This window comes from Sphingosinicella sp. (assembly GCF_052387495.1).
Classification (GTDB): domain Bacteria; phylum Pseudomonadota; class Alphaproteobacteria; order Sphingomonadales; family Sphingomonadaceae; genus Allosphingosinicella.
On sequence record NZ_JBQTJC010000073.1, the window covers coordinates 1 to 26261 of the forward strand.

At 68.2% G+C, this 26261-nt stretch carries 26 protein-coding genes, 1 tRNA gene and 1 pseudogene; 2 read left to right on the top strand and 26 right to left on the bottom strand.

The features are described from left to right. Window positions 1–54 precede the first annotated feature (54 nt). The 11 genes and pseudogenes from ACT4N8_RS04045 to ACT4N8_RS04095 all read right to left on the bottom strand — a co-directional run bounded on the left by ACT4N8_RS04045 (window position 55) and on the right by ACT4N8_RS04095 (window position 10197). Window positions 55–129 (bottom strand) — tRNA-Val (locus ACT4N8_RS04045). A 60-nt stretch (window positions 130–189) separates the two neighbouring features. Further along, complete coding sequence (locus tag ACT4N8_RS04050) at window positions 190–825, bottom strand: trimeric intracellular cation channel family protein (protein WP_444856854.1); 636 nt, start codon at window positions 823–825, stop codon at window positions 190–192. 4 nt (window positions 826–829) lie between these two features. After that, on the bottom strand, window positions 830–1330 hold the full coding sequence (locus ACT4N8_RS04055) for a DUF2314 domain-containing protein (protein WP_444856855.1): 501 nt from the start codon (window positions 1328–1330) through the stop codon (window positions 830–832). Continuing rightward, window positions 1323–2720 (bottom strand): dihydrolipoyl dehydrogenase, encoded by a 1398-nt coding sequence (gene lpdA / locus ACT4N8_RS04060; RefSeq protein WP_444856856.1) that lies wholly within the window; start codon window positions 2718–2720, stop codon window positions 1323–1325. Before lpdA ends, ACT4N8_RS04055 begins: the two co-directional genes overlap by 8 nt. A gap of 97 nt (window positions 2721–2817) precedes the next feature. Then, on the bottom strand, window positions 2818–4080 hold the full coding sequence (odhB, locus tag ACT4N8_RS04065) for a 2-oxoglutarate dehydrogenase complex dihydrolipoyllysine-residue succinyltransferase (RefSeq protein WP_444856857.1): 1263 nt from the start codon (window positions 4078–4080) through the stop codon (window positions 2818–2820). Window positions 4081–4091: 11 nt separating this feature from the next. After that, window positions 4092–6899 (bottom strand): annotated as a pseudogene (locus ACT4N8_RS04070) (2-oxoglutarate dehydrogenase E1 component). Between the two features lie 53 nt (window positions 6900–6952). Further along, window positions 6953–7240 (bottom strand): GIY-YIG nuclease family protein, encoded by a 288-nt coding sequence (locus ACT4N8_RS04075; protein ID WP_444856858.1) that lies wholly within the window; start codon window positions 7238–7240, stop codon window positions 6953–6955. A gap of 61 nt (window positions 7241–7301) precedes the next feature. Continuing rightward, window positions 7302–8186, bottom strand: a complete 885-nt coding sequence (sucD, locus tag ACT4N8_RS04080; RefSeq protein ID WP_444856859.1) for a succinate--CoA ligase subunit alpha — start codon at window positions 8184–8186, stop codon at window positions 7302–7304. A gap of 98 nt (window positions 8187–8284) precedes the next feature. Beyond that, the gene (mdh, locus tag ACT4N8_RS04085; protein ID WP_444856860.1) at window positions 8285–9247 is read right to left on the bottom strand and encodes a malate dehydrogenase; all 963 of its coding nucleotides are present in this window, start codon (window positions 9245–9247) and stop codon (window positions 8285–8287) included. Between the two features lie 115 nt (window positions 9248–9362). Continuing rightward, entirely contained in the window at window positions 9363–9824 is a 462-nt protein-coding gene (locus tag ACT4N8_RS04090) for a hypothetical protein (RefSeq protein ID WP_444856861.1), read from the bottom strand. Continuing rightward, a complete protein-coding gene (locus ACT4N8_RS04095; protein WP_444856862.1) occupies window positions 9817–10197 on the bottom strand; it encodes a VOC family protein in 381 nt (126 codons plus the stop codon). The genes ACT4N8_RS04090 and ACT4N8_RS04095 overlap by 8 nt, the downstream gene beginning before the upstream one ends. A 136-nt stretch (window positions 10198–10333) precedes the next feature. Between ACT4N8_RS04095 and ACT4N8_RS04100 the strand changes: the two genes are divergently transcribed. Continuing rightward, window positions 10334–10873, top strand: coding sequence for a winged helix-turn-helix transcriptional regulator (locus ACT4N8_RS04100; RefSeq protein ID WP_444856863.1), 540 nt, complete (start codon window positions 10334–10336; stop codon window positions 10871–10873). On the opposite strand, the gene ACT4N8_RS04105 is transcribed toward ACT4N8_RS04100, so the two are convergent. From ACT4N8_RS04105 to ACT4N8_RS04140, 8 genes are all read right to left on the bottom strand, one after another. Further along, a complete protein-coding gene (locus ACT4N8_RS04105) occupies window positions 10870–11259 on the bottom strand; it encodes a VOC family protein (RefSeq protein ID WP_444856864.1) in 390 nt (129 codons plus the stop codon). The genes ACT4N8_RS04100 and ACT4N8_RS04105 overlap by 4 nt on opposite strands. Before the next feature lie 54 nt (window positions 11260–11313). Then, on the bottom strand, window positions 11314–12729 hold the full coding sequence (locus tag ACT4N8_RS04110; RefSeq protein WP_444856865.1) for a M20/M25/M40 family metallo-hydrolase: 1416 nt from the start codon (window positions 12727–12729) through the stop codon (window positions 11314–11316). Between the two features lie 66 nt (window positions 12730–12795). Further along, a complete protein-coding gene (gene zapE / locus ACT4N8_RS04115) occupies window positions 12796–13908 on the bottom strand; it encodes a cell division protein ZapE (RefSeq protein ID WP_444856866.1) in 1113 nt (370 codons plus the stop codon). Beyond that, window positions 13905–14360 carry a PaaI family thioesterase gene (locus tag ACT4N8_RS04120; protein WP_444856867.1) on the bottom strand — a complete coding sequence of 152 codons (456 nt, stop codon included), beginning with the start codon at window positions 14358–14360 and terminating at the stop codon, window positions 13905–13907. The genes zapE and ACT4N8_RS04120 overlap by 4 nt, the downstream gene beginning before the upstream one ends. Before the next feature lie 67 nt (window positions 14361–14427). Beyond that, complete coding sequence (locus ACT4N8_RS04125; RefSeq protein ID WP_444856868.1) at window positions 14428–14784, bottom strand: protease inhibitor I42 family protein; 357 nt, start codon at window positions 14782–14784, stop codon at window positions 14428–14430. Window positions 14785–14877: 93 nt separating this feature from the next. Continuing rightward, on the bottom strand, window positions 14878–15660 hold the full coding sequence (locus ACT4N8_RS04130) for a succinate dehydrogenase iron-sulfur subunit (protein ID WP_444856869.1): 783 nt from the start codon (window positions 15658–15660) through the stop codon (window positions 14878–14880). Between the two features lie 30 nt (window positions 15661–15690). Further along, the gene (locus ACT4N8_RS04135) at window positions 15691–16485 is read right to left on the bottom strand and encodes an NTP transferase domain-containing protein (RefSeq protein ID WP_444856870.1); all 795 of its coding nucleotides are present in this window, start codon (window positions 16483–16485) and stop codon (window positions 15691–15693) included. Further along, a complete protein-coding gene (locus ACT4N8_RS04140; RefSeq protein ID WP_444856871.1) occupies window positions 16475–17530 on the bottom strand; it encodes a D-alanine--D-alanine ligase family protein in 1056 nt (351 codons plus the stop codon). Before ACT4N8_RS04140 ends, ACT4N8_RS04135 begins: the two co-directional genes overlap by 11 nt. Before the next feature lie 163 nt (window positions 17531–17693). On the opposite strand from ACT4N8_RS04140, the gene ACT4N8_RS04145 reads away from it, so the two are divergent. Continuing rightward, window positions 17694–18842: an alpha-hydroxy acid oxidase gene (locus tag ACT4N8_RS04145; RefSeq protein WP_444856872.1), complete on the top strand. Its 1149-nt coding sequence runs from the start codon at window positions 17694–17696 to the stop codon at window positions 18840–18842. Window positions 18843–18935: 93 nt separating this feature from the next. On the opposite strand, the gene creD is transcribed toward ACT4N8_RS04145, so the two are convergent. The 7 genes from creD to ACT4N8_RS04180 all read right to left on the bottom strand — a co-directional run bounded on the left by creD (window position 18936) and on the right by ACT4N8_RS04180 (window position 26207). Beyond that, entirely contained in the window at window positions 18936–20348 is a 1413-nt protein-coding gene (gene creD / locus ACT4N8_RS04150; RefSeq protein WP_444856873.1) for a cell envelope integrity protein CreD, read from the bottom strand. Window positions 20349–20524: 176 nt separating this feature from the next. Then, the gene (locus tag ACT4N8_RS04155; RefSeq protein WP_444856874.1) at window positions 20525–21478 is read right to left on the bottom strand and encodes an MBL fold metallo-hydrolase; all 954 of its coding nucleotides are present in this window, start codon (window positions 21476–21478) and stop codon (window positions 20525–20527) included. A 99-nt stretch (window positions 21479–21577) separates the two neighbouring features. Next, entirely contained in the window at window positions 21578–22564 is a 987-nt protein-coding gene (locus tag ACT4N8_RS04160) for a C13 family peptidase (protein ID WP_444856875.1), read from the bottom strand. A gap of 49 nt (window positions 22565–22613) precedes the next feature. Then, window positions 22614–23828 carry a hypothetical protein gene (locus ACT4N8_RS04165; protein ID WP_444856876.1) on the bottom strand — a complete coding sequence of 405 codons (1215 nt, stop codon included), beginning with the start codon at window positions 23826–23828 and terminating at the stop codon, window positions 22614–22616. A gap of 56 nt (window positions 23829–23884) precedes the next feature. Next, complete coding sequence (gene sdhA / locus ACT4N8_RS04170) at window positions 23885–25699, bottom strand: succinate dehydrogenase flavoprotein subunit (protein WP_444856877.1); 1815 nt, start codon at window positions 25697–25699, stop codon at window positions 23885–23887. Beyond that, on the bottom strand, window positions 25699–26088 hold the full coding sequence (sdhD, locus tag ACT4N8_RS04175) for a succinate dehydrogenase, hydrophobic membrane anchor protein (RefSeq protein ID WP_444856878.1): 390 nt from the start codon (window positions 26086–26088) through the stop codon (window positions 25699–25701). The genes sdhA and sdhD overlap by 1 nt, the downstream gene beginning before the upstream one ends. Then, window positions 26085–26207 (bottom strand): hypothetical protein, encoded by a 123-nt coding sequence (locus tag ACT4N8_RS04180; RefSeq protein WP_444856879.1) that lies wholly within the window; start codon window positions 26205–26207, stop codon window positions 26085–26087. The genes sdhD and ACT4N8_RS04180 overlap by 4 nt, the downstream gene beginning before the upstream one ends. Window positions 26208–26261 lie beyond the last annotated feature (54 nt).

The window sequence follows — 26261 nt, forward strand, 5'->3', positions numbered from 1 at the left end:
ACCTCGCCTGGCACGCGGAGCGGCTGGGTTAATCGCTTGAGCTGAAGGGAAAAATGGTGGGCGTGGCAAGGATTGAACTTGCGACCCCTGCGATGTCAACACAGTGCTCTACCACTGAGCTACACGCCCACGCCGGGGCGATGTAGCGAGGGGCCGGGCGAGGCGCAACCCGCCCCGCCGCACAATATTTCAGGGTGGGCGGCGGTAGCCCGGGAGCGACCAGCCGCGCCAGAGCGCACCGCCGCGCAGGGCGAAGCCGAGCGAGGCGGCGATCAGGCCCGCGACGCCGCCCGGCATCCCGGCCAGCATCAGCCCGACCAGGGACGCGGCGGAGAGCGCGGCGGCGGTGACGTAAAGCTCGCGGCGCATGAGGATCGAGGGCTCGCCGGCCAGCACGTCGCGGATGATGCCGCCGAGGCAGCCGGTGACCACGCCCATGCCGAAAGCGGGAAGCGGCGCAAGGCCGTAAGCCAGCCCCTTGGCTGCGCCCACGGCCGAGAAGGCGGCAAGCCCGAGCGCGTCGGCCCAGAGCAAGGCCTTTCCCTTCCACACGCCCTCCGGAAGCAGCCAGGCGGCGAGCGCGGCGCCGAAGCAGATCAGCAAAGTGAGATTCTCGTGCACCCAGAAAACCGGCGCGCCGATCAGCAGATCGCGCACCGTCCCGCCGCCGACCCCGGTGACCACCGCGAAGAAGAAGAAGGTGACGAGCGTCTGCTTCTTCTCCGCCGCGAGCAACGCCCCGGAAAGCGCGAACACGGCGATGCCGGCAAGATTGAGGGCCTCGAGCAGGGGACCCAGCGCCACGGCGAGGGGTGTGGCGGGCATGGGCTTACCAGCCCAGCGCGGCGCGATACTCGGCCGCCTGCTCGGGCGGCATGCGGTCGATGATGACGCGGGTCGTGTGGTTGCCTTCCATGCGCGCGCCGCGAACATAGCCCCAATCGATGATCGCGCTCTCCGCAATATCGACGCGCTGGCCCTGGCGGTAGTCGGCGTGGATCGGCGCGTTGCTGAGCGCGCCGGAAAGTCGTCCGTTCTCGCGCCTCAGCTCGCCGGCCCAGATCATCTCGCCCGATCCGGCAAGGTTGAACTTGACCGCGAAGCGATGCTCGTCGGGGGCAGGGCTTCCGAGCCGGCGGTAGAATTGAGGCAATTCCGCACGCGCCCGGGCGACGGCGGCTGCCATTGCCGGATCGCTCTCGTGCACATCCATCACGTCCGGGCGGGAGGGATTCGGCTGCTGCTGGGCGGCGGCGGGCGACGCCGCAACGAGCGTCAGCAACGCGGCGAGCGCGGCTCCGCTTCTGAGCCACGTGGCGATCTCAGACATGGATCGGCTTGCCGGTCACGGCCATCGCCGCTTCCTTGAGCGCCTCGCTGTGGGTCGGGTGGGCGTGGCAGGTGTAGGCGATGTCCTCGCTCGTGGCGCCGAACTCCATCGCCTGGGCGGCCTGGGCGATCATCGTGCCGGCGACCGAGGCGATCATCCAGACGCCGAGGACACGATCCGATTTCGCGTCGGCGATCACCTTGACGAAGCCGTCCGGCTCTCGGTTGGTCTTGGCGCGGCTGTTGGCCATCATCGGGAACTTGCCGGTCCTGACCTCGTGGCCCGCCGCTTTGGCATCCTCCTCGGTGAGGCCGACGCCGGCGATTTCGGGCATGGTGTAGACCACGCTCGGGATCACCTCGTGATTGACGATGCCGATCTGCCCGGCGAGGATTTCGGCGACCGCGATCCCCTCATCCTCCGCCTTGTGGGCGAGCATCGGCCCCGGCGTCACATCGCCGATCGCGTGGATGCCGACGACCTTGGTGCGGAACTCGTGGTCGACCTCGATCTGGCCGTATTTGTTGAGCTGGATGCCGGCCTTGTCGAGATCGAGCCCCTCGGTGTTCGGCCGCCGCCCGATCGAGACGAGCACGGTGTCGCACTCGATCGTCTCGGCGTCGCCGCCCTTGGCGGGCTCGACGGTCAGGGTGACGCCCTTGCCCTTCTTCTCCGCCCTGGTGACCTTGGTGCCCAAGCGGATCTCGAAGCCCTGCTTCTTGAAGATCTTCGCCGCCTCCTTGCGGACCTCACCGTCCATGCCGGGGAGAAGTTGGTCGAGAAATTCGACGACGGTGACCCTGGCGCCCAGCCGCCGCCAGACGCTGCCCAGCTCGAGCCCGATCACACCGCCGCCGATCACGACGAGATGGCCGGGTACCTTGACCAATTCGAGCGCGCCGGTGGAATCCACGATGGCCTTCTGGTCGACCTCGACGCCGGGCAGCGGCGTCACGCTGGAGCCGGTGGCGATAACGAAATGCTTCGCCTTGTAGGCGGTGCCGGCGACGTCGATCGCATCCTTGGCGGTGAACTTGGCGTGGCCCTTGAGCCAGATCACCTTGTTCTTCTTGAACAGGAATTCGATGCCGCCGGTGAGGCCCTTGACCGCTTCCTTGCGGCCGCCCTGCATCGCGTCGAGATCGAGCTCGACACCGCTGGTCTTGACGCCCCATTTGGCGAGCGTGCCATGATTGGCCTCCTCGAACAACTCGGAGGCGTGGAGCAGGGCCTTCGAAGGGATGCAGCCGACGTTGAGACAGGTCCCGCCCAGCGTCTCGCGGCTTTCGACGCAGGCGGTCTTCAGCCCGAGCTGGGCGGCACGAATCGCGGCCACATAGCCGCCCGGCCCGGCGCCAATCACGATCACGTCGAATTCAGTTTCTGCCATGCTCTACCTCGTTCCCCGGCGAAGGCCGGGGTCCAGTCCTGAACAAGAACGGCGCGGAAGCGCCGCCTGGGCCCCGGCCTGCGCCGGGGAACTATCATCACAAATCGATCAGCAGCCGCGTCGGGTCTTCCAGCGCTTCCTTCATCCGGACGAGGAAGGTGACCGCCTCGCGGCCGTCGATCAGGCGGTGGTCGTAGCTGAGCGCGAGATACATCATCGGCCGCGCGACGACCTGGCCGTCTCGCACCACCGGGCGCTCCTCGATCCGGTGCATGCCGAGCACCGCGCTCTGCGGCGGGTTGATGATCGGGGTCGAGAGCAAGGAACCGAAGACGCCGCCGTTGGAGATGGTGAAGGTGCCGCCCTCCATCTCCTCGATCTTCAAGGTGCCGTCCTTCGCGCGGCGGCCGAAATCGGCGATCGTCTTTTCGATCCCGGCGAAGCTCATCGCCTGCGCGTCGCGGATCACCGGAACGACGAGGCCCTGCGGCGCCGAGACCGCGACGGAGACGTCGAGATAGTCGTGATAGACGATCTCGTCGCCCTCGATCCGGGCGTTGACCGCGGGCACGTCATGCGCGGCGAGCGCGACCGCCTTCACGAAGAAGCCCATGAAGCCGAGGCGGATGCCGTGCTTCTTCTCGAACAGGTCTTTGTACTTCGCTCGCGCCGCCATGATCTCGGACATGTCGACGTCGTTGAAGGTGGTGAGCAAAGCGGCGGTGTTCTGCGCCTCCTTGAGCCGGCGGGCGATGGTCTGGCGGAGCCGGGTCATCCGCACCCGTTCCTCGCGGCGCTCGCCCGCTTTGGCAGGTGCGGCTTTCTGCGCGGGCGCGGGCGCCGGAGCAGGAGCCGCCTGGCCCTCCGCCTTCTGCAGCTTGGCGGCGGCGAGGACATCATCCTTGGTGAGGCGGCCGTCCTTGCCGGTGCCCTTGATCCTGCTCGGATCGAGATGATGTTCGAGCACGGTGCGGCGGACGGCGGGCGAGAGCGTGAGATGCGGCTCGTCGTCGTCGCCTGCGGGCGCCGCCTCGCTCGCCTTGACCTCGATATTCTCGCCCGCGCCCGGCGGATTGACCTCGCGCGCCTCGGGCTCCGGCGCGGTAGCTGCTTCAGCGCCGCCGCCCGCCTCAATCCGCGCGATCACCGCGCCGACCTCGACATTGTCGCCTTCCTTGACGAGTTGCTCGCCCATGATGCCGGCGGTGGGCGCATTGACTTCAACCGCGACTTTGTCGGTCTCGAGGCTGGCGATCGGCTCGTCCTGCGCCACCGCGTCGCCCGGCTGCTTCAGCCACTGGCCGAGCGTCGCCTCGGTGATCGATTCGCCCAGCGTCGGGACTTTGACTTCACTCGACATCGACGATCCTTCTAGTTGGCTTTTCTCTGCGCCTCGGGGCGACCGTGGCCGAGCGCCACGGCGATCAAAGCGGCCTGCTCGGCGGCGTGCCGCTTGGCAAGGCCGGTGGCGGGCTAGGCGGCCGGCGCGCGCCCGCCTTCGGCCGGGCGCTTGGGCTTCAGGCCCGCCTCGCCGAGCCGCCGTTCGAGGCGCGGCTCGACGAAGCTCCAATAGCCCTGGTTCTGCGGCTCTTCCTGCGCCCAGACCAGCTCTTCCAAATGGGTCATGCGCTTGAGCCGCGCGAGCAACGCCTCGCCGGGGAAGGGATAGAGCTGTTCGATGCGGACGATCGAGACGTCGTCGTCGCCCGCCTTGTCGCGCGCCTCGATCAGCTCGTAGGCGAGCTTGCCGGCGCAAAGGACCAGCCGGCGCACCGCCTCGTCCTTCGGCGGGCTGGGGTCCGAGAGGATGCGCATGAAATGGCTGTCGCCGGTGAAGTCGGCGAGACTGGAGACGGCGCCCTTGTGCCGGAGCAGCGACTTGGGGGTCAGCACGATCAGCGGCTTGCGGAAGTCGCGGTGCATCTGCCGGCGCAGCACATGGAAATAATTGGCCGGCGTCGTGCAGTTCACGACCTGGAGATTGTCCTCGGCGCAGAGCTGCAGGAAACGCTCGGGCCGTGCCGAGCTGTGTTCCGGCCCCTGCCCTTCATAGCCGTGGGGGAGCAGCATCACGAGGCCGGAGGCGCGCAGCCACTTCGCCTCGCCGGCGGCGATGAACTGGTCGATCATCACCTGCGCGCCGTTGACGAAGTCGCCGAATTGCGCCTCCCACAGAACGAGCGTCTGCGGGTCGGCGAGCGACCAGCCATATTCGAAGCCGAGCACGCCGAATTCGGAGAGCGGGCTGTCGCGCACCTCGAACCGCGCCGGCCCGACCTCGCAAAGCGGGATATATTTGGCGCCGTTGGTCTGATCGACCCAGACGGAATGGCGCTGGCTGAAGGTGCCGCGCCCCGAATCCTGGCCCGACAGACGGACCGGGTGGTTCTCGCGCAACAGGGTGCCGAAGGCGAGCGCCTCGGCGGTCGCCCAGTCGAAGCCCTCGCCGCTTTCGAACATCGCGCGGCGGGCGTCGACGATCCGGGTCAGCGTCTTGTGAGGGGCGAGCGTGTCGGGGATCGTCGTCAGGATGCGGCCGATGTCGCGGGTCGTCTCTTCCGAGCAGCCGGTGGCGACGTTGCGCCGCTCGGTGATCGCCTGCCGCGGCTTGCCCAGCCCCGCCCAGGCGCCCTCGAACCAGTCGGCCTTGTTGGGGAGATAGGACTTCGCCGCCTCGAACTCGCCTTCTAGCAGGGTGGTGAAGGCGGCGACCTCGCCGTCGACCCAGCCGGGCTCGATCTCGCCCTCCTTCTCCAGCCGCGCCGCGTAGAGCGCGGAGACCGGCGGATGCTGGCGGATCTTCGCGTAAATCAACGGCTGGGTGAAGCTCGGCTCGTCGCCCTCATTGTGGCCGAAGCGGCGGTAGCACCACATGTCGATGACGATGTCGCGGTTGAAGCGCTGGCGATATTCGATGGCGAGCTTGCAGGCGAAGGTCACCGCCTCGGGATCGTCGCCGTTGACGTGGAGGATCGGCGCCTGGACGATTTTCGCGACGTCCGACGGGTAAGGCGAGGAGCGGCCGAACTGGGGCGAGGTGGTGAAGCCGACCTGGTTGTTGATCACGAAATGGAGGCAGCCGCCGGTATTGTAGCCGGGGATGCCGGAAAAGCCGAAGCATTCGGCGACAATCCCCTGCCCGGCGAAGGCGGCGTCGCCGTGAAGCAGGATGGGGAGCACGCTGTCGCCCTCGCTGTCGCCGCGGTTGATCTGCTGGGCGCGGGCCTTGCCGAGCACGACCGGATCGACCGCCTCGAGATGGCTGGGATTGGGGACGAGGCTCAGATGCACCTTGATTCCGTCGAACTCGCGGTCGGACGAGGTGCCGAGATGATATTTGACGTCGCCCGAGCCGCCGACATCCTCGGGATTGGCCGAGCCGCCGGCGAATTCCGAGAAGATCGCGCGATAGGGCTTGGCCATGACGTTGGCGAGGACGTTGAGGCGCCCGCGGTGCGCCATGCCGATGACCATCGAGCGGACGCCATATTGGCCGCCATATTTGATCACCGCCTCGAGCGCCGGGACCATCGATTCGCCGCCGTCGAGGCCGAAGCGCTTGGTACCGACATACTTTTTGGCGAGAAACTTCTCCCACTGCTCGGCCTGGACGACTTTGGTCAGGATCGAGCGCTTGCCTTCCGGGGTGAAGCGGATCTCCGCCTCGCGCCCCTCCATCCGCTCCTGGAGGAAGCGGCGCTCCGCGAGGTCGTTGATGTGCATATATTCGAGGCCGATCCGGCCGCAGTAATTGCGGCGCAGGATCTCGACGATCTCGCGCACCGTCGCCTGCTCGAGCCCGAGCGCGCCGCCGATCCAGACGGGCCGATCGAGCGCGCCCTCGCCCGTGAAGCCGTGAAATTCGGGCGTCATGTCCTCGGGCAGCTCGCGCTGGACGAGGCCGAGCGGATCGAGATCGGCGGCGAGATGGCCGCGCACCCGATAGGTGCGGATCATCATCATCGCGCAGATCGAATCGTTGGCGGCGCGCTCGATCTCGGCCGCCGAGGCGCCGGTCGCCTGGGCGGCCTCGCGCGCCTTCTCCGCGACCTTCTCGATCGACAGCCGCGTCGGATCGAGGCCGACGTTGAGATCGTCGAGCTCGATCAGCGGCCAATTGTCGCGCGCCCAGCTGGGGCCTTGCTCGCGCTCGCCGTGCCTGATCACTCGGTCAGTCATCGCACCCAAGTTCCCCGGCGAAGGCCGGGGTCCAGGCCCGGCGCGAGCCGGGCTCAGAAAAGCGTCGGATATAGATCGTCCCACTCAAGATTCGCTTCCTCGATCAGCCTGACTTTCCAAGCCCGCTTCCATTCCTTCATCTGCAGCTCGCGCCGCCGCGCCTCCTGCAGATCGTCAAACGCTTCGAACCAGACCAGCAGCTTGCATCCGTATCGTTTCGTGAAACCGTCGGCCAACCCTTCCCGATGCTCGAACACCCGCTTCACCAGGTCGTTGGTCACCCCGACGTAGATCGTTCCGTTCTTCCGGTTCGCCATGATGTAGACGAAGCCGGCGTTCATCCTACCTCCGTTCAAGCCCCGGCTGCGCCGGGGCTCCTGGACCCCGGCCTTCGCCGGGGAACTAACCCTTCAAAAGCGCCGCGAGCGTCTCGCCGAGCTCAGATGGGCTTGGGGAGACGGTTATTCCAGCCGCCTCCATCGCCGCGATCTTGTCCTCGGCGCCGCCCTGGCCGCCCGACACGATCGCGCCGGCATGACCCATCCGGCGCCCCGGCGGGGCGGTGCGGCCGGCGATGAAACCGACCACCGGCTTGGCGCGCCCCTTTTTCGCCTCGTCGGCGAGGAACTGGGCGGCCTCCTCCTCGGCCGAGCCGCCGATCTCGCCGATCATGATGATCGACTGGGTCTCGTCGTCGGCGAGGAACAGCTCGAGCACGTCGATGAAATTGGTGCCGTTGACCGGATCGCCGCCGATCCCAACCGCTGTGGTCTGGCCGAGCCCGGCATTGGTGGTCTGGAACACCGCCTCGTAGGTGAGCGTGCCCGAGCGGCTGACGATGCCGACGCTGCCCTTCCTGAAGATCGAGCCCGGCATGATCCCGATCTTGCACTCTTCGGGCGTCAGCACGCCCGGGCAATTCGGCCCGATCAGCCGCGATTTCGAGCCGGAGAGCGCGCGCTTGACCTTGACCATGTCGAGCACCGGAATGCCCTCGGTGATCGCGACGATGAGCGGCACTTCGGCGTCGATCGCCTCGAGGATCGAATCCGCGGCGAAGGGCGGTGGCACATAGATCACCGAAGCGTCCGCCCCGGTCGCCGTGACAGCTTCGGCGACGGTATCGTAGACCGGCAGCCCGATATGGGTCGTCCCGCCTTTGCCCGGCGTCACGCCCGCGACCATCTTCGTCCCGTAATCGAGCGCCTGCTGGGTGTGAAACGTGCCGGTGTCGCCGGTCATCCCCTGCGTGATGACCTTGGTGGACGCGTTGACGAGGATGCTCATTCTTATCCTTCATGTTCCCCGGCGGAGGCCGGGGTCCAGTCCCAACAAAGAACGGCGCGGGAGCGCCGCCTGGGCCCCGGCCTTCGCCGGGGAACAGCTTAGTTCAGCGAACCGTCGATCCCCTTGCAGGCCTCGAGCAATTCCTTCACCGCGTCGACCGAGACTTGGAAATTGGCCCTGGCCTCGTCGTTGAGCTCGATCTCGACTATGCGCTCGACGCCACCGGCGCCGATGATGCAGGGGACGCCGACATAGAGGCCGTCGATGCCATACTGGCCGCTCAGATGCACCGCGCAGGGGAGCAGGCGCTTCTTGTCCTTCAAATAGGCCTCGGCCATCTCGATCCCGCTCGCGGCGGGAGCGTAGAAGGCGGAGCCGGTGCCGAGCAGGGCGACGATCTCGCCGCCGCCGCCGCGGGTGCGCTTGACGATCGCGTCGATCTTCTCCTGGGTCGACCAGCCCATCTTGACGAGGTCCGGGATCGGAATGCCGGCGACGGTCGAATATTCGACGATCGGCACCATCGTGTCGCCATGGCCGCCGAGCACGAAGGCGGTGACGTCCTGCACCGAGACGCCGAACTCCATCGCGAGGAAGGTGCGGAAACGCGCGCTGTCGAGCACGCCCGCCATGCCAACCACCATGTTGTGCGGCAGGCCGGAAAATTCGCGCAAGGCCCAGACCATCGCGTCGAGCGGGTTGGTGATGCAGATCACGAACGCATCGGGGGCGTTGGCCTTGATCCCCTCGCCGACCGCCTTCATCACCTTCAGATTGATGCCGAGCAAATCGTCGCGGCTCATCCCCGGCTTGCGGGCGACGCCGGCGGTGACGATGATCACGTCGGCACCGGCGATGTCGGCATAATCGTTCGAGCCCTTGAGCGCGACGTCATAGCCCTCGACCGGGCCGCACTGGGCGAGATCGAGCGCCTTGCCCTGCGGCACGCCCTCGACGACGTCGAACAGGACGACGTCGCCCAGCTCCTTCTGCGCGGCGAGATGGGCGAGCGTCCCGCCGATATTGCCGGCACCGATAAGCGCGATCTTGTTGCGAGCCATGAAGCCCTCCCACCCTTGTGCAAAAGCGAAGGCGCCGCGCGGGCGCGGCGTGAGACGGCGTTCGCTTAGCCCCCTCGCGCGCGGGGAGCAACCGGACTTGCGGGCTTTTTGAGGGTCAGTCGGCGCGGGCGAGGATATGCGCGGCGAATTCGCGGTGCGAGCCATCCGGGCGCAGGACGGAATCCGAAACGTGAAGGCGGCCGTCCTCCGTCAGCCGGTAGATGGTGCGGCCGCGCTCGGTCTCGGCCGAGCCCCAGTCCGCGGTCAGCGTCCGTCCGGCCAGCTCGGCCGCGATCGGAAAGCTCATCCCGCGATTGTCGAACCAGGTCGCCCGCCAGCTTCCATCCTCCGCCGGCCGGTAGAAGGCGCGCCCTTCGAAGCCACCGGCGCGGTAGCTCAGCTCGACGAAGCGGCCGCCGAGGGCAGGCCGCGCCTCGAGCCGGGCCTCGCTCGGCTGGCCGAACATCGTGCCGCTCCCCTGCCAGCTCCCGCTCAGCCAGCCGAGCGCCGCGACGTCCTGCGCCGCCGCAGGTGCGGCACCGACGAGCGCCAGCGCGGAGAGCATCGCCCTAACCATGGGCCTGGCTCAAATCCTCGTAAAACATCAAGGCATTGTCGTCGGGATCGTAGAAGGTGAGCAGCCGGACCATGTCCGGAATGTCGCGGATCGGTCCGTCCTGGCGGACGCCGTTCCGGTCCAGTTCCGCCTTCGCCGCCTCGATGTCGGCGACGCCGAAGGTCAGGGTCGCGCCGCCCTTGCCGCCCGCTCCCTCGACCTCAGAGAGGCCGACATTGACGCGCTCGACCCCGGTCGAAAGCTCGCACCAGGCGAGGTCGTCCAGCCGGTAGATCAGCTTCATCCCGAGCACGTCCGTATACCAGGGAATGGAGCGATCGAGGCTCGTCACCGAAATCGCACAGGTCAGCCCGCCGTCATAATCGATCGCCATATCTTCCTCCTGATCGCCAGCTTCTCGTCCCGGGCTCTGCACATCGCCAGCCTTTGTCCCCAACCCCCACATCGCCACAGACACGTTCCCGAGTCGCTTGTGACTATTTGTATAGTAAGTTGCCTTTCAGTCAACTATGCTCGACGTCGTGGTCGGGCTTCACGACGTTCAGGACCTTTCGGCGGGCCGGTGGCTCATCCCCATCCTTGCTTTGCTGGAACGCCGCCAGGGCGCGCGCTTCGCCGAGCTGCTCGGGCTCGGCCCGTCGCGCTCGATGCTGAAACGGAGCCTGCGGCTCCTGATCGAACAAGAGCTGGTCCGGCCCAATCCGGGGCACGGTCATCCGCTCCGGCCCGAATATCTGCTGACCGATGAAGGCGCGAAGCTCGGCCGCTGGTGCGCGCGCGTGACCGCGGCACGCGAGCAGCTGGGGCTGGGGGCTGCGTCGCTCGGCCGCTGGGCGCTGCCGATCCTGTTCGCGCTTGCGAGCGGCGAGCGGCGCTTCTCGACACTCGAGGCCGAACTGACTCCGGTCTCGCCGCGCGCGCTGTCGCTGGCGCTGAAGCAATTGCTGGCGCTCGGCCTGATCGACCGTCGGCTCGCGGACGAATTTCCGCCGGCGGCAATCTACAGCCTCACCGCCCGCGGCCAGCGGCTTGCGGAGGCGATGCGCTAAGCAGGCTCGCGGAGCTTGCCGACGATGTTGAGGATGTTGCCGTCGGGATCCTTGAACCAGGCGATTTTGAAATCGTCGGCGATGTGGAGGTCGCCCTCCTGCTCGAGGTCGGGCATGTCGTAATGCTCGAAGCTGATGCCCTTGTCCTTCAGCGTGGCGACCTCGCCGTCGATGTCGTCGACCTCCCAAGTGACCGCGGTCGCCTCGTTGGTGCCGGCATATTCGGAGCGATAGACGTTGATGGTCGTGTCGCCGCTCTTCAGCACGAAGAGCTCGTCACCTTCATGGTCGACCTCCTCCAGGCCGAGGGTGCGGGTGTAGAAATCGCGCGCGCGATCCAGGTCGCTGACCGCGAGGTTCGCGACCGCGTTGCGGGTTCCGAGCATGGGGAATCTCCTCTCCACCCCGACAATGAGGGGGCGGGCGAAGGGTTCCGCGGCTCAGCCCGCCGGACCGGCAAGCCGCCGGATCATGTCGGTCCAGTGATCGACATTCTCGTAAAAGGCGCGCGTCGGCAGCCGCTCGTCGCGGCCGTGGGCGCGTTCGTCGGCGGGGACGACGATCCACACCCCGCCGACGCCGTAGACCGGGACGCCGCGCGTCCGGAAATAGAGGCCGTCAGTGGCGCCAGTGCTCATATCGGGGACGATCGCGACGTCGGGATGGCGGGCGCGGATCGAGTCCGTATAGGCCGCGAGCACGTCCTCGCGCAGCGGCGAGGCGTCGCTCGGCCGGGCGATGTCGACCGGCTCCACCGTGACATTATCCGGCCGGGCGAGCTCGCGGAGCGTCGACAGCACGCTCGCCGGGTCGACGCCGGGGAAGATGCGGCAGTTTACGGTCGCCCGCGCCATTTGCGGCAGCGCATTCTCGGCATGGCCGCCGGCGAGCATGGTGGCGACGCAGCGGGTGCGGGTGAGGCCGACCTCGGTCGGCGTCGCCTCGATGATGTCCGCCGCCTCGCCGTCCTCGGGATCGGCGAGCCAGCGCCGGATCGCGGCGGCGAGCGGCGGCTCGGCGGTCTCGAGGCGGTGGGTCAGCATCGCGCGGGTGGTGTCGTTCATGCGCGGCTCGAAACGGTGCGCCTCGAGCCGCTGCAGCGTGCGGGAAAGGTCGTAGATCGCATTGTCCGGCCGGGGGCGCGAGCTGTGCCCGCCCGGATTGGTCGCGGTGAAGGTGAAGCTCTGGTAGATTTTCTCCGCGGTCTGGATGCCGAAGCCGAGCGCCGTGCCGTCGGCGAGATAGGCGCCGCCGCCCGCGTCCGAATTGAGCGCATATTCGATGTTCGCGTCGCGCAGCCACGTGCCCGCCGCGAGGTCGGCGCCGTTGCCGCTCGTCTCCTCGTCGCCGGTGAACAGGACGATGATCTCCCGGTCCGGCTGGAAGCCCTCGGCACGCAGGCGCAGCAAGGCGGCGGTGACTCCGACCACGCCCTGCTTGTTGTCGAGCACGCCGCGCCCGTAGAAATAGCCGTCCGCCTCCTGAAGCTCGAACGGCGCGCGCGACCAATCCTCGCGCCGCGCCTCGACCACGTCCATATGGCCCATCAGCAGGATCGGACGGCGGCCCGACGGCCGCGCCGCGGGCCAGCGCAGGATCAGCGCCCCGGTCTCGTCGTGGCGCTGGACGACGACGTCGGTGAAGCCCGCCGCGCGGAACTCGGCCATCAGATATTCCGCCATCTGGGGGCTCTGGTTGCGCCCCTGCACGGTCTCGAAGGCGATGGTGCGCGCGTAAATTTCCCGCGCCTTCTCGTGCCAGCGATTGGCCGGCTCCATCGCCACTTGCGGCGGCGTCTGCGCCGCGGCGACGGCGGCGGTCGAGAGCAAGGCGGCGGCGAGCAGGGCTAGGCGCATGAATGAAGCTCCTTCAATTTCCATCAACGTCACTCCCGCGAAAGCGGGAGTCCAGCTTTTGTTTGCTCAAGCCTCGCCATGGCCGAGCGCCAAATAGGCCTCGCTCTGCATCTCGATCAGGCGCGAGGCGGTGCGCTCGAACTCGAAGGCGCCGTCGCCGGCCACATAGAGGTTCTGCGGCTCGGCATCGGCCGCGGCGAACAATTTCACCTTATGCTCGTAGAGCGCGTCGATCAGGGTGACGAAGCGCGCCGCCTCGTTGCGGTTCTCCGGCCCCATGCGCGGAATGCCGACCAGGAGGATGGTGTGGAAATGGCGGGCGATGGCGAGATGGTCGCTCGCGCCCCGCGCCGCGCCGCAGAGCCGCTTGAACGAGAAGACGGCGACGCCCTTGAGGCTCTTCGGCACGTGAAGGGTGCGGCCGCCCGGGATCGCCAGCTCCTCGGTCGGCACGTGCGCGCTGTCCTCGGGCGGATAATCGGTGAGGCGGAAGAAGGCTTCGCGCAGCGCCGCCGTCGCCTCGGGCCCATTGGGCACGTACCAGGTCGGCATCCCGCCCAGCCGCTCCAGCCGATAGTCGGTCGGGCCGTTCAGCGGCACCACCTCCAGCTCGCGCTCGATCAGCGCGATGAAGGGGAGGAAGAGCTCGCGGTTGAGCCCGCCCTTGTAGAGATCGTGCGGCGGCCGGTTCGAGGTGGTGATCACCGTCACGCCCGCGTCGAGCAGCTGCGCGAAGAGCCGCGAGAGGATCATCGCGTCGGCGCTGTTGTTGATCACCATTTCGTCGAAGCAGAGCAGCTTCGCCTGCGCCGCTACCGCGCGCGCGACCGGCGGGATCGGATCGCCCGCCTCTTTCGCCCGCTCGGCGCGCAGCCTTTCGTGCACCTCCAGCATGAATTCGTGGAAATGGACGCGGCGCTTCGGACGATGGTCGATCGTCTCGAAGGCGAGGTCCATCAGCATCGATTTGCCCCGCCCGACCCCGCCCCACATGTAGACACCGGGCGGCGGCGGCTCCTTGCGGCCGGCGAGGCGCCAGATCAGGCTGCCCTTGGCGGCGGATTGGGAGAGGCGCTCGGCGAGCACGTCGAGTAAGGCCACCGCGCGTTCCTGGTCGGCGTCCGGGCGAAGCTCGCCGGCGGCGACCAGCGCCCCGGAGCGGTCGGCGACTGCGCTCACCTGACCTCTTTGGACATCTTGCGCAGCGCGCCCGAAAAATGCGCGATCAGCTCGCCCTCCTGCACCACCCGCCCCGCGAAGAACGCCAGCCGCTTCGTCTCGCGCAGCAGCTCGACCTCGGCGTCGAGTGGCACCCCGATCCGGCCCGGCGCGAGGAAGCGCGTCGAAAGATCGAGCGTCACGGCCCGGACCACATCCGCGCCCGCCAGCCGCCCGCCCGCGAACAAAGCCATGTCGACGAAGGTCAGCAGCGCCCCGCCATGAACCATGTCGCCCAGGTTCGAATGGCGAACCTCCGGAAACATCCGGCACACCGCCCGCCCCGGCCCGTCGGCGCGGACCAGCAGCTTGCCGATCACCGCATTGAACCGATCCTCCGCCGCCAGCTCCCACGACCACCACCCCGGATGCTCGGGATCGGGCGCGTGACGGATGAGAGGGTGGACGTCCATAGCTGCTCAGTTACCTCAGGGTCGCTGTCACGCAAGCGAAGATGCTCTGGAGGGACGAGACGCCAGCTTAGTCGATCACCAAGTCGTGGGCGGCTTCGACTTCATAGCTCAGCCTTCGTTGAGGATCCCCACCATCGAAGACAAGCCGCCGATCTCGACCTTCCGCGACCGCGGTAAAGCGGAATATCCAGGTGGCTCCGGCACCGGCGGCTCCCGGCGCGTCCGAAACGATGTCGCGGTGGCTCAATCGCAAATATTGCGGAGTTGCAGCCACCGTCCACTGTACGGGCGGAGAGATAGTGCTGTTTCCCGGGAGGCGCACTTCAAATGCCTCGCTTGGTCTCAATGCCACGATTGTTCCGTTGTGTGCCTCGGTCACAAACAGGTGCGGCGTCGGGGAGTACGCCTCCTCGCTTTGGAACATATTGCCTTCCTCTCCACAACCGAAGAGGAGGGCTACGGACACAGCTGCGGTAATCCGTCGCAGGGTCAGATTCCTCACGCCGCAGCCGACGCGTCAGCCAGCCCGCTCCAGCAGCATTTTCTTGGTCTCGGCGATCGCCTTGGCGGGGTTGAGGCCCTTGGGGCAGGCGTTGGCGCAGTTCATGATGGTGTGGCAGCGGTATAGGCGGAAAGGGTCCTCGAGCTCGTCGAGCCGCTCGCCGGCATATTCGTCGCGGCTGTCGGCGAGCCAGCGATAGGCCTGGAGCAGGATGGCGGGGCCGAGGAAGCGGTCGCTGTTCCACCAGTAGCTCGGGCAGCTCGTCGAGCAGCAGGCGCACAGGATGCACTCGTAGAGCCCGTCGAGCTTCGCCCGGTCGTCGGGCGATTGCAGCCGCTCCTTGCCGGAGGGCGTCGGCGTCTTGGTCTTCAGCCAGGGCTCGATCGAGGCATATTGGGCGTAGAAATGGGTGAAATCGGGGACGAGGTCCTTGATCACATCCATGTGCGGCAGCGGCGTGATCCGGACCTCGCCCTTCAAATCTTCGATCGCGGTGGTGCAGGCGAGGCCGTTCCGGCCGGCCATGTTCATAGAGCAGGAGCCGCAAATCCCCTCGCGGCAGGAACGGCGGAAGGTCAGGGTGGGGTCCTGCTCCGACTTGATCTTGATCAGCGCGTCGAGGACCATCGGCCCGCAACTGTCCAGATCGACTTCAAAGGTGTCGTAGCGGGGGTTCTCGCCCGCCTCGGGATCGTAGCGGTAGATTTTGAATTTCTTCGTTCGCGCGGCACCGGCCGGGGCGGGATGCGCCCTGCCCTTCCTGATCTTGCTGTTCTTCGGCAGCGTGAATTCGGCCATCACTGTCTCCCCGTGCCGGCGGGGATAGCGTCAGGCCGCGCGCCTGTCGAGAAGCTGGGCCGCGATCGCATAGGTGCGCTGGTTGTCGACGTCGATCGCGTGGGCGCCGTCCTCGAGCACCACGGCAGAGGCCCTGACCCCGAAACGCCGCGAGAGCCGCGCCAGCGCACCGTCGAGCGAGAGCAGGCCGTAGCGAAGCAGGAGCAGGTTGAAGAGGCCGACGGCGCGCGCGATCCGGGCCGGGTTCTTGGCGAACTGGCCGCCCTCGCGGAAGGTTTCGGCGAGCTTCAGGCCCGCCGCCGACAGCCCGTAGAGGTTGCAGTTGGAGAAATGGCCGTCGGTGAAGCGATAGAAGCGCCGCTGCCCCTGCGGGTGGGCGGAGAGCACCGCCTCGCGCCGGCTCAGCGCCACCACGACGTCGTCGCCAGCGCCCAGCTTCGCGGCGACCCGGCCCATCGCGTCGGCGGTGAGCAGGACATTGTCGGCGGTGGTGATTACGAACGGCGCATCCGCCCCTTCCGCCGCGGCGTAGAGGCTGTCGGGGATCGTTGCCTCGGCCGCGACGAAGCGGACCGGAACACCGAGCTCCCCCTTCGCCCCCGGAACGGCCCGGAGCGCGCCCTCGGCCCCCGCCTCGACCGAGATGCGGATCTCGCCGACGCCGCCCACCTCGGCGATCGCGGCGAGGACATGGGCAAGCAAGGGCCGGCCGCTGATCGGCACCAGGCATTTGTGGCTGACCCCCGCCTCGGCGGCGAGCGGATCGAGCCGCCCGTCGCGCTGCGCGGCGAGGACGACGACCGTGAAGCCGCGCTCAGCCGGCAAGAGCGTGCCGCCTTGCCGCCGCCTCAAGCAGTCCGTGTCGGCGAAGCCCTTCGTAAAGGATCGTCTCGATCAGTTGCTCCTGGCTCCAGCCGGCGCGGAACGCCGCCCGCCCGAACACCTTCTCCGACCAGAGGTTGGCCTGGAGATTGACCTCGAGGAAGTTGAGCGTTCCGGTCGCGCGGTCGAGCCGGAACTCGAAGCGCCCATAATCGAACGGCCGGTAATCCTCGGCGAGTTGGCGGGTCAGCGCCGCGATTTTCGGCACCCATTCGGCATCGTCGAAATCGACGAGCCGGTACTTGCCGCCGCGCGCGACCAGGTCGCGTTTCTCGTAATAGGTCCGCAAATGGGTCGGATCGGCCTGCTCGAACAGCATCATCGGCAGGATTTCCGGCCGGCCGTCGATGGTTATCACCGGCACCTCTACATCGCTGCCGTTCATGAACGGCTCGACGATCGCGTCATGGCCCTCTTCGTGGATCGCGGCGATCGCCGCCTCGACCCCGGCCCAGTCATAAGCGTCGCGCACGCCCCAGCTGGCCGAGGAGGCGTTGGGCTTGATCACCAGGCGTGGCCTATTAGGGGAGGGGGCGCCCTCGGGGCAGCGCGCCCGCTCGACCGGCGCGCCGTTGCGATAGATGGCCCAGGGCGCGGTCGGGATGCCGCGCGCGGCGGCGGCGAGCTTGGCGAGGTGCTTGTCGTCGCCGAGGCCGCGCAGGATCGCCGAGGCGCCAAGAAAAAGCAGGCCCGCCTTGGTGGCGAGCAGGGGCGCCAGCATCTCGCTGTTCAGAAAGCCGCCGCGATTGAACAGGCTGAAGACGAAGTCGACGTCGGGCTGCTCCAGCAGCGCCTCGTAGCTGTCGGCCAGCACCAGGTTCAGCCCCAGCTGCTCGAGCGTCTCGCGCACCTCGACATGGTAGAGCGCGTGATTGCCGTCCTCGGGATGGTGGCCGCCGGGCCAGCGGGCATGCTTGGCGAGGAACAGGATCTTGAGGCGGCTTTTCGCCTCGTCGGGAATGGAGCGGGGAGTCAGAGGGGCAATCACACAGGCGCCTTTCCGGGCTGGGGCGGCCGTCTTCCCCTTCACGACCGCGCCGGTTGAGATTGCGCGCGAGTTAGTCCGCTTCCGTAACGGCGGCAAGACCGGGAAAGCACGGGCGTTGAGAAATGGCGGCCAGCCGATAAGGTTCCGCGCCGGGAGGTAGGCCTTGCGTCTCGGCGACTGCCATAATGTCGAGGATTTCCGGCGGCTGGCGAAGCGGCGCCTGCCCGGGCCGGTGTTCGACTATATCGACGGCGGCGCCGACGACGAGACGACGCTGCGGCGGAATGTCTCCGCGTTCGAGGATTGCGACCTCGTCCCCAATGTCCTCGCCGGCGTCGCCGAGATCGACATGTCGGTCGAGGTGCTGGGGCGCCGGATCGCGCTACCCTTGATGCTCTCACCAACCGCGATGCAGCGGCTGTTCCAGTGGGGGGGCGAGCACGCCGTCGGCCGCGCGGTGGCGCCGTTCGGCACCTATTTCGGCATTTCGACGATCGGCACGGTCAGCATCGAAGAGATCGGCCGGACGGTCTCGACGCCCAAGCTGTTCCAGCTCTACGTCCACCGCGATCACGGCCTCAACCGCGCCCTGATCGAGCGCTGCAAGGAAGCGGGGTTCGACGCGATCGCGCTCACCGTCGACACGATCGTCGGCGGCAATCGCGAGCGCGATCTACGCAGCGGCTTCACCACCCCGCCGCGATGGACGCCGCGCTCGCTGCTGAGCTTCGCCGCGCATCCGCGCTGGACGCTCGACTATCTCGCGCGCGCGCCTTTCGCGCTCGCCAATCTCAAGGACTATGTCAGCCACGGCAGCTCGGTGGCGATGAGCGTCAAGGACTATATCGACACGATGTTCGATCCCGCGATGGACTGGAAGGCGGCCGAGCGGATCCGCGCCGACTGGGGCGGGCCGTTCGCGCTCAAGGGGATCATGTCGGTCGCTGACGCGAAGCGCGCCGTCGGGATCGGCGCCACCGCCATCTACGTCTCCAACCATGGCGGCCGCCAGCTCGACGGCGGCCGCGCGCCGTTCGACCAGCTCGCCGAAATCGCCGACGCGGTCGGGGGCGAGATCGAGATCATCTGCGACGGCGGCGTCCGCCGCGGCAGCCATGTCCTCAAGGCGCTCGCCGCCGGCGCCACCGCCTGCTCGGGCGGCCGGCTCTATCTCTACGCGCTGGCCGCGGGCGGCGAGGCCGGCGTCGCCCGCGCCCTCGCTTTGCTCCGCGCCGAGATCGAGCGCGGGATGAAGCTGATGGGCGTGACCAGGCTCGACCAGCTTACCCGCGACCATTTGCGCTGGCGCTGAGAGCCCGTTCCCCGGCGAAGGCCGGGGCCCAGGCGGCGCTATCGCGCCGTTCCTGGTCCGGGACTGGACCCCGGCCTTCGCCGGGGAACAGCGTCAAGCGGCCGGCGAGGTTCCTCCTGCTTCCTCGCTTTCCCCCCGTGCCCCCCAGTTGAGGTTGCGGGTGACGTACATCACGACCGCCAGGGCGACGAAGAGCATCAGCGCGCCGATCAGCAGCGAATAGGCTTCGAGGCTGAGCAGCACGTAGAGCACCGCATAGAGGCCGGTGAGCAGCGCGCCGATGAACCCGGCCCGCCGCCAGCTCTTCAGCACCGCCGCGGAATAGGCCGTGTTGAGCCCGGCGATCGCCGCCGCCGCGACCAGATAGGCCGCCGCGAAGCCGATCACCTCGGCGAAGGCGAGCAGCAGCACGAAGAACAGCACCAGCCCGGCCCCGACCAGCAGATATTCGACCGCCGAGACCCGCACCCCGCCGATCACGTCGAACATCAGGAAGGCGAGGAAGGTGAAGCCGATGAAGAGGAAGCCGTATTTGGTCGCGCGGTTGACCCGCGAATAGAGATCGACCGGCTGGATCAGGCTGATCCGGGCGATCTGCCCGCCGCCGCCCGGGGCGGCGCCTCGGGAGTCGTACGTGTCCGGCGTTTCGGCTTCGACCGCAGGCACCGACTCGCCCGGCGCGCCGGCCGAGACCAGCGAGCGGCCGAGCGCGAGATTGCCCACGCGATATTCGGCGGTGAAGCCGTCGGCGCGGACCGAGCGCGCGGCGGGAAGGAAGCCGCCCTGGAAGCTCGGGTGCGGCCAGTTGGCGCGCACCCGCCAGAGCGTGTCGCCGGCATGGGGCGCGCGGCTCCGCATCCCGTGGCCGCGAAATACATAGGCGACCTCGACCCCCCGCGGCTGGCCGGCCCCCACGCCCGCGTTGATCGGCGCGAAGAAGCCCCGTCCGCCCGCCGCGCCGGCGCCGCCGGGCTGGAGCGGCAATTGCCGCCCGCCGATGCTGACCCGGGGATTGGCGCCGAGCCCGCGCGGATCGCTGAGCCCGAAGCGCAGCTCGGCGCGCGCGAGATCGAGCTCGGCGGGTGCGATGCCCAAACGGGCGAGATCGCCCGGCATGGCGAAGCGCGCCCGGCCGCTGACCCGGCTCTGATAGACGACCGCTTCGTAGATCGAGCGCCGCAGCGGCTGGGAATCCACATCGGTGTCGAGCCGCGCCAGCTCGGGCGCGAGGGTCAGCTCACGCCAGATCTGCCGCGAGCGGCTGACCTCGCGATTGTTCTCGGTGACCGTCTCGGTGATCGTCGCCCGATAGGGGATGACGAGCAGGGGCCCGGCCATGATCTGCGGGCCGCCCCAGCCTTCCGCGATTCCCGCCCGCGCGAACTCCGATTGCTGCTGGCGGTCGTAGACGAGCAGCCAGACCGTGAAGAGCGGGAAGGAGAGCAGGAAACCGACGAGGAGGGCGAGGGCGAGCTTGGCGCCGGGCGAACGTTCCTGAGAGAGCATGCGAGGTGACTCCTGTAGCGGCTAATTCGACTCGTCGTAATTTATGCACGGTTCATCGTCAACATGGCCGCGACGAACCGAGCTTGCCGACGCGCCTTCTCTCTTGGCGCGAACCGGGGTGAGCGCCATGAGCAGCGTCTGAGCTTTTGCTGAAAAGCGCTCGGGTGGCGCTTTCATCAGCGGCAGTAGCGCGTGCGCTCCTCGGGCGTGGCGCGCAGCCGGCTGTCGAGATAATAGCCGGCATATCCGTCGATCATCGCTTCGCGGCCCGCGCCGATGAACCGGGCCGCGTCGCGCCGCCAGCCGGCGATGCAATCGGCGCGCGGCCGTTCCGAGGCGCCGCAATCGAGGAAGTTGTTGAAGGCGGTGCGCCAGGCGAGGAAGTCGGCGCGCGTCATCAGCTCGCCATGGCCGGGGATCAGGGTCTCGAACGGTGTCGCCGCGATCGCGTCGAGAGCGGTTCGCCAGCCTTCCGGGCAGGCCGTGTCCATGAACGGCACCTCGGCGACTACGAGATCGCCGACGATCGCGAGCCGTGCCGCCTCGTCGAAAAGCCAGACGTCGCCCTCGGTCGCGGCGAAAGGCGCGAGGTTCATCCGCAGCCGCCGCCCGGCGATCGTCACCGGCCCGGAAGCGGTCACCGGCCGCGTCGGCCGCAGCGCGCCGGGATTGTCCATCGCCGCGAGCCCGCGGCGGACCTCGGGCAAATTCGCCTCCGGGATCCGACCTTCCGCGAGCTGGCGCTCGACGCCGGCGCGGCTGCGGGCGAGGAAGCCGGTCAGCGCGCCTTCGATCGCGTTGCTCGCGTGAAGCTCGGCCCGAGGGTAGGCGGCGCGGATTTCCGCGTTTCCGGTGCTGTGATCGAGATGCCAGTGCGTGTTGATCACCGCCGCGATCGGCCGGCCGCGCGCGCGGGCATAGCCGAGCAGCCGGTCGCGATGCTCGGGATGGCGGCCGGTGTCGACCAGGATCAGCCCGTCCGGCGCGTCGAGGAAGACGCTGTTCCCGTCCGGCCCGCGATTGGGCAGGAACGAGCCCGGCACGACATGATAGCCCGCCGTCGCCGGCGGCTGCGCCCCCGCGCACGCGGCGCCGAGCAAGGCGGCGAGAAAGACAATGGACGTGCGCATGGCGGACTCCCCCGATCTGATCGTCCGCCGCGGGAGGGAAGCTAGGCGGCTTCCTCCGGCGCGGGCGGATGATTTCGGCGAAGCGCGGGCCTGGTTCGACTAGCGGGCGGCGGCGCGGCTCGTTTCCAGCGCCGGCCGTCCCGTCGGCTGGGTCGCGGTCTGCGGCATGCGGCGCTCGAGCGGGCCGAGCCAGCGCGCCGTGCCCGCGCCAAGATAGACCTGCGGCTGCGACGGGCGCTCCCTGATCTGCCGCTCCCAGTCGGCGACGAGCGCCTGCGCCTCGGCGACCGCGGCGCCAAGCGGCTGCGGCTTGCGGAGCGCGCGGTTGATCATCGCGTCGCCGAAGAAGGTCCAGTCATTCTCGGCGAGGCAGCCGAACGAGGTGCGGTCTGCCGCCGCCGCGGTGACGATCGCGGTCGTCGCGGAGCGCAGCCGGGGCACGAAGATGCCCGAATAGCAGGCGGAGAGGATCAGCAGCCGGTTGGCGATGCGGACCTCGTCGAGCAGGGCCGCGAGCCGCACCGGCGAGATCGCGCCATAGCCCTGGTCGCCGTCATGATAATAAAGCCCGAACGGCGCGCCGTGGCTGGTCGTGTAGAGGATGAGGGCGTCCTCGCGCGCGTCGATCAGCTCCGCGATCCGGGCGAGCACGATGGCGAGCGAATTGGGCGAGCCGCGCGGCAGCGCGCTCGGCCCCGAGCCGTCCGTCCCGGCGAGCACGATCGTCCGCCCGCGCGCGTCGTAGCGGCGCTGAAGCACCTCGCCCGCCACCCGCGCCTCGCGCCCGAACACCGGATCGCTGTCGAGCGCGATCGAAACGACATAGGCGTCGACCGTCCCCGGCCGTTGCGGCTGGAGCGCGGCGAGCGCCCGTTCGAGCCGCCGCAGCTCCTCGAGCTCGCCGAGCGCCGAGCGCCCCCGCTCCATCTGCATCCCCGCATCCGCCCGCGCCGCCACCTCGCGCGGCGGCACCCCGAGCAGCAATTGCGACGGCTGCGAATGGACCGGCGCGACATAGCGCTGGGTCGACGCTGTGGCCGGCAGCACCAGCGCCAGCGCGATTAGAAACTTCAGCTTCTGCAGCATCGCGTCGGACCCTCTCGCTGCATTTTGTCCTGCGCGGGCCTCCAGCGTGTCAAGTCGCAGCGCAGGGCGGGGAGAGGTCCGGCACGGCCTCCTCGGCCGCCAAGCGATCTGGCCGCTGCGGTATCGGGTCGGCCGGATCAAGCTGGCGCAGGTCTGCGCCGCTCACTGCGAGAGCTTGGACGACCAACGGCCAATGCTCGTCCGCCACCGCCACATAGACGCGCACGCCTTGCAGCGAGCCGCGCCGGATCCGTCCGGCCGCGGAAGCCAGCACCTCGACCAGATTCGCCTGCGCCGGGGATGCGATCGAGCGGATATCGCCCTCGCCCCACGGCTCCTCCGTCAGCGCCTCCAGTACCCAGGGGACGGACTGGGCATAGTCAGCTTCGGCCGGATCGCGCAGCACCGTCGTTGAGGTCGAAACGATGTCGCTGAGCAGGTCCGCAAACAACTCGTCCGTCTCACTCTCCGCCCGCGCCGGCGGCGTCTCGATACGGGCAACCGCCTCCCGCAGATACTCGTGCCAGTCCGGCTCGACCGACCCCTCCGGCCCCACGAGTGGCGCCCGCAAATAGGCTTGCCGCTGCAGGCGATACTGCCGCATTTCGACCAGGTTCCGGCACGCGGCCGCGCGCGCAGCCTCCCAATCCGGCCCGGTCGCCGCCTCGGGCTCACCCGTGGCCAGGCTGACCGGCAGATCGAGATAGGTCGGATTGGCGCGCGGCCGGTCGCGGGTCGGCACGGCGATACTGAGTATGAGGCGGCCGTTCGCCTCGTCGATGCGATGCTCGCCGCCCCACAAAAGCGAGCTGGCGGTATGCGGCAGGGCATCCAGATAATAATCGGGAAGGACGTCGGTTAGCCGGAGCGAGCGGATCGGGCGGCCCGTTCCGTTGTAGATGACTATGACATTCTCGCCATGGCCGACGCTGTGCCAATTGTCGAAGGTCACGACCCGCTGGCCGCCATTGGCGACCAGAACCTCCGCAGGCGCGACGTCGTTCAGGAGAGGTCCGTTCCAGACCGTCCGCCACTGGCCATCGCCGAGCACCTCGAGCTGGCCACTGGCGCTGGTCTGATTGTTGCCCGCAGGCCGACCCGCAGGCTCGCGCCCCGCAACCTTGTCCTCGAAATATTCGAGCGAGTCCGAAATCCGCCGCGGAGTGACCGTCAGGCGGGCACGGCCATCCGTCGAGACGTAGGTTTCGACCTTCGGCGGCATCCACTGGTCGGCGCGCAGGCTCGCGGTCCACAGGAGCGCCACAAACGCGCTCAGGAACAGAAGAAACCGGCATGGCGACGATCGCGCCGTCGCCACGCTCAGTACACCCGCGCCTTGGGCTTGATGTACGCGACCTCGTCGGTGAGCGTATATTCGTGGACCGGGCGGTAATCGATCCGCACGCCGCCGCCCGCGCCGCCCCAGCCGTCGAACCAGGCGATCGTGTGCTTCATCCAGTTCGCGTCGTCGCGCGCGGCATGGTCCTCGCGGGCGTGCGCGCCGCGGCTTTCCTTGCGGTTGGCCGCGCCGGCGATGGTCACGCTCGCCTGGGCGATCAGGTTGTCGAGCTCGAGCGTCTCGACCAGGTCGGTGTTCCAGATCAGGCCGCGGTCGGTGACGTCGATGTCGGCCATCCGCGCATAGGTCTTCGCGAGCTTGTCGATGCCCTCGGTGAGCACCTCCTCGGTGCGGAAGACGGCGCAATGGGCCTGCATCGTGCGCTGCATCTCGACGCGGACCTCGGCCGTGGGCGAGCCGCCCTTGGCGAAGCGGAACCTGTCGAGCCGGGCGAGCGCGAGGTCCGAGCTGTCCTTGGGCAGCGGCTTGTGGGCGGCGTTGGCCTTGAGCATCTCGTTGAGCCGCAAGCCGGTCGCGCGGCCGAAGACGACGAGGTCGATCAGGCTGTTGGAGCCCAATCGGTTGGCACCATGAACCGAGACGCAAGCCGCCTCGCCGACCGCATAGAGTCCCGCAACCACGCTGTCCGGATCGCCGTCCTTCAAGGTCACGACTTCGCCGTGAAAATTGGTCGGGATGCCGCCCATATTGTAGTGCACCGTCGGCGTGACTGGCAGCGGCTGGCGGGTGAGGTCGACGCCGGCGAACACCTTCCCCGATTCCGTGATCCCAGGGAGCCTTTCGGCCAATATCTCCGGGGATATATGATCCAAGTGTAAGTATATGTGATCTTTATCTTTTCCGACGCCGCGGCCTTCGCGGATCTCCATCGCCATCGAGCGCGACACCACATCACGTGAAGCCAGATCCTTGGCGGAGGGCGCGTAGCGCTCCATGAAGCGTTCGCCTTCGGAGTTGGTGAGATACCCCCCCTCGCCCCGCGCGCCCTCGGTGATCAGCACGCCCGCGCCGTAAATGCCCGTGGGGTGGAACTGGACGAACTCGCAATCCTGCAGCGGCAGCCCTGCCCGCAGCACCATCCCCCCGCCATCCCCGGTGCAGGTGTGCGCGCTGGTCGCGGTGAAATAGCAGCGGCCATAGCCCCCGGTCGCGAGCACCACCGAATGGGCGCGGAAGCGGTGGATGCTGCCGTCGTCCAGACAGAGCGCGACCACGCCCCGGCACGCACGGCCCTCCGGGCCGTCCTCCATGATCAGATCGAGCGCGAAATATTCGATGAAGAAATCGGCGTCGTAGCGGAGCGACTGCTGGTAGAGCGCGTGGAGCATCGCGTGCCCGGTCCGGTCCGCGGCCGCGCAGGTGCGCTGCGCCGGCGGCCCTTCGCCCATATTCTGCATCATCCCGCCGAAGGCGCGCTGGTAGATCTTGCCTTCCGAGGTGCGCGAGAAGGGCACCCCGGCATGCTCGAGCTCGTAGACCGCCGCCGGCGCCTCGCGCACCATATATTCGATCGCGTCCTGATCGCCGAGCCAGTCCGAGCCCTTGACCGTGTCGTACATGTGCCAGGTCCAGTGGTCCGGGCCCATATTGCCGAGGCTGGCGGAAATCCCCCCCTGCGCCGCCACCGTGTGCGAGCGGGTCGGGAAGACCTTGGTCACGCAGGCGGTGCGCAAGCCGCCCTGCGCCGCCCCCATCGTCGCGCGCAGGCCCGAGCCGCCCGCGCCGACGACCACCACGTCATAATCGTGATCGATGATCTGGTACGCGGCTGCCATTATTCGGCGCTCCCGGTGAAGGCGATCTTGAGGATGGCGAAGAGGGCGAGGGCGGCGCCGAGGATGGCGAGGAAGTTGATGACGACGCCCCAGAACAGCCGCCCGCCTTCCTCGTGGACATAATCCTCGACGACGACGATCAGCCCCAGCTTGGCGTGCCAGAAGAGCGAGACGACGAGGAGCAGCATCGGCACCGCGGCGAGCGGGCTCGACAGCCATTGCGTCACGGTCTGGTGATCGAGGCTCGGCAGCCGGACGCGGCTGAAGATGAACCACAGGAAGAGAATCAGCGTCGAAACGCTGGTCAGCCGCTCCAGCCACCAATGATGCGCGCCCGATCTGGCCGAGCCGAGGCCGCGCACCCGGCCCAGCGGCGTTTCCATCCTCATGCCAGCCTCCACACGACGATCCAGGCCCAGGTGAGCGCGGTCAGCGCGAGCGCGCCGAGCATCGTCATCACCGCCCAGAATTTGTTGGTGCGAAGCTCGTAGCCCGCGCCGACGTCCATCACGAAATGGCGGAGGCCCGAGAGCGTGTGCTGCCAGAAGGCCCAGGTCAGCCC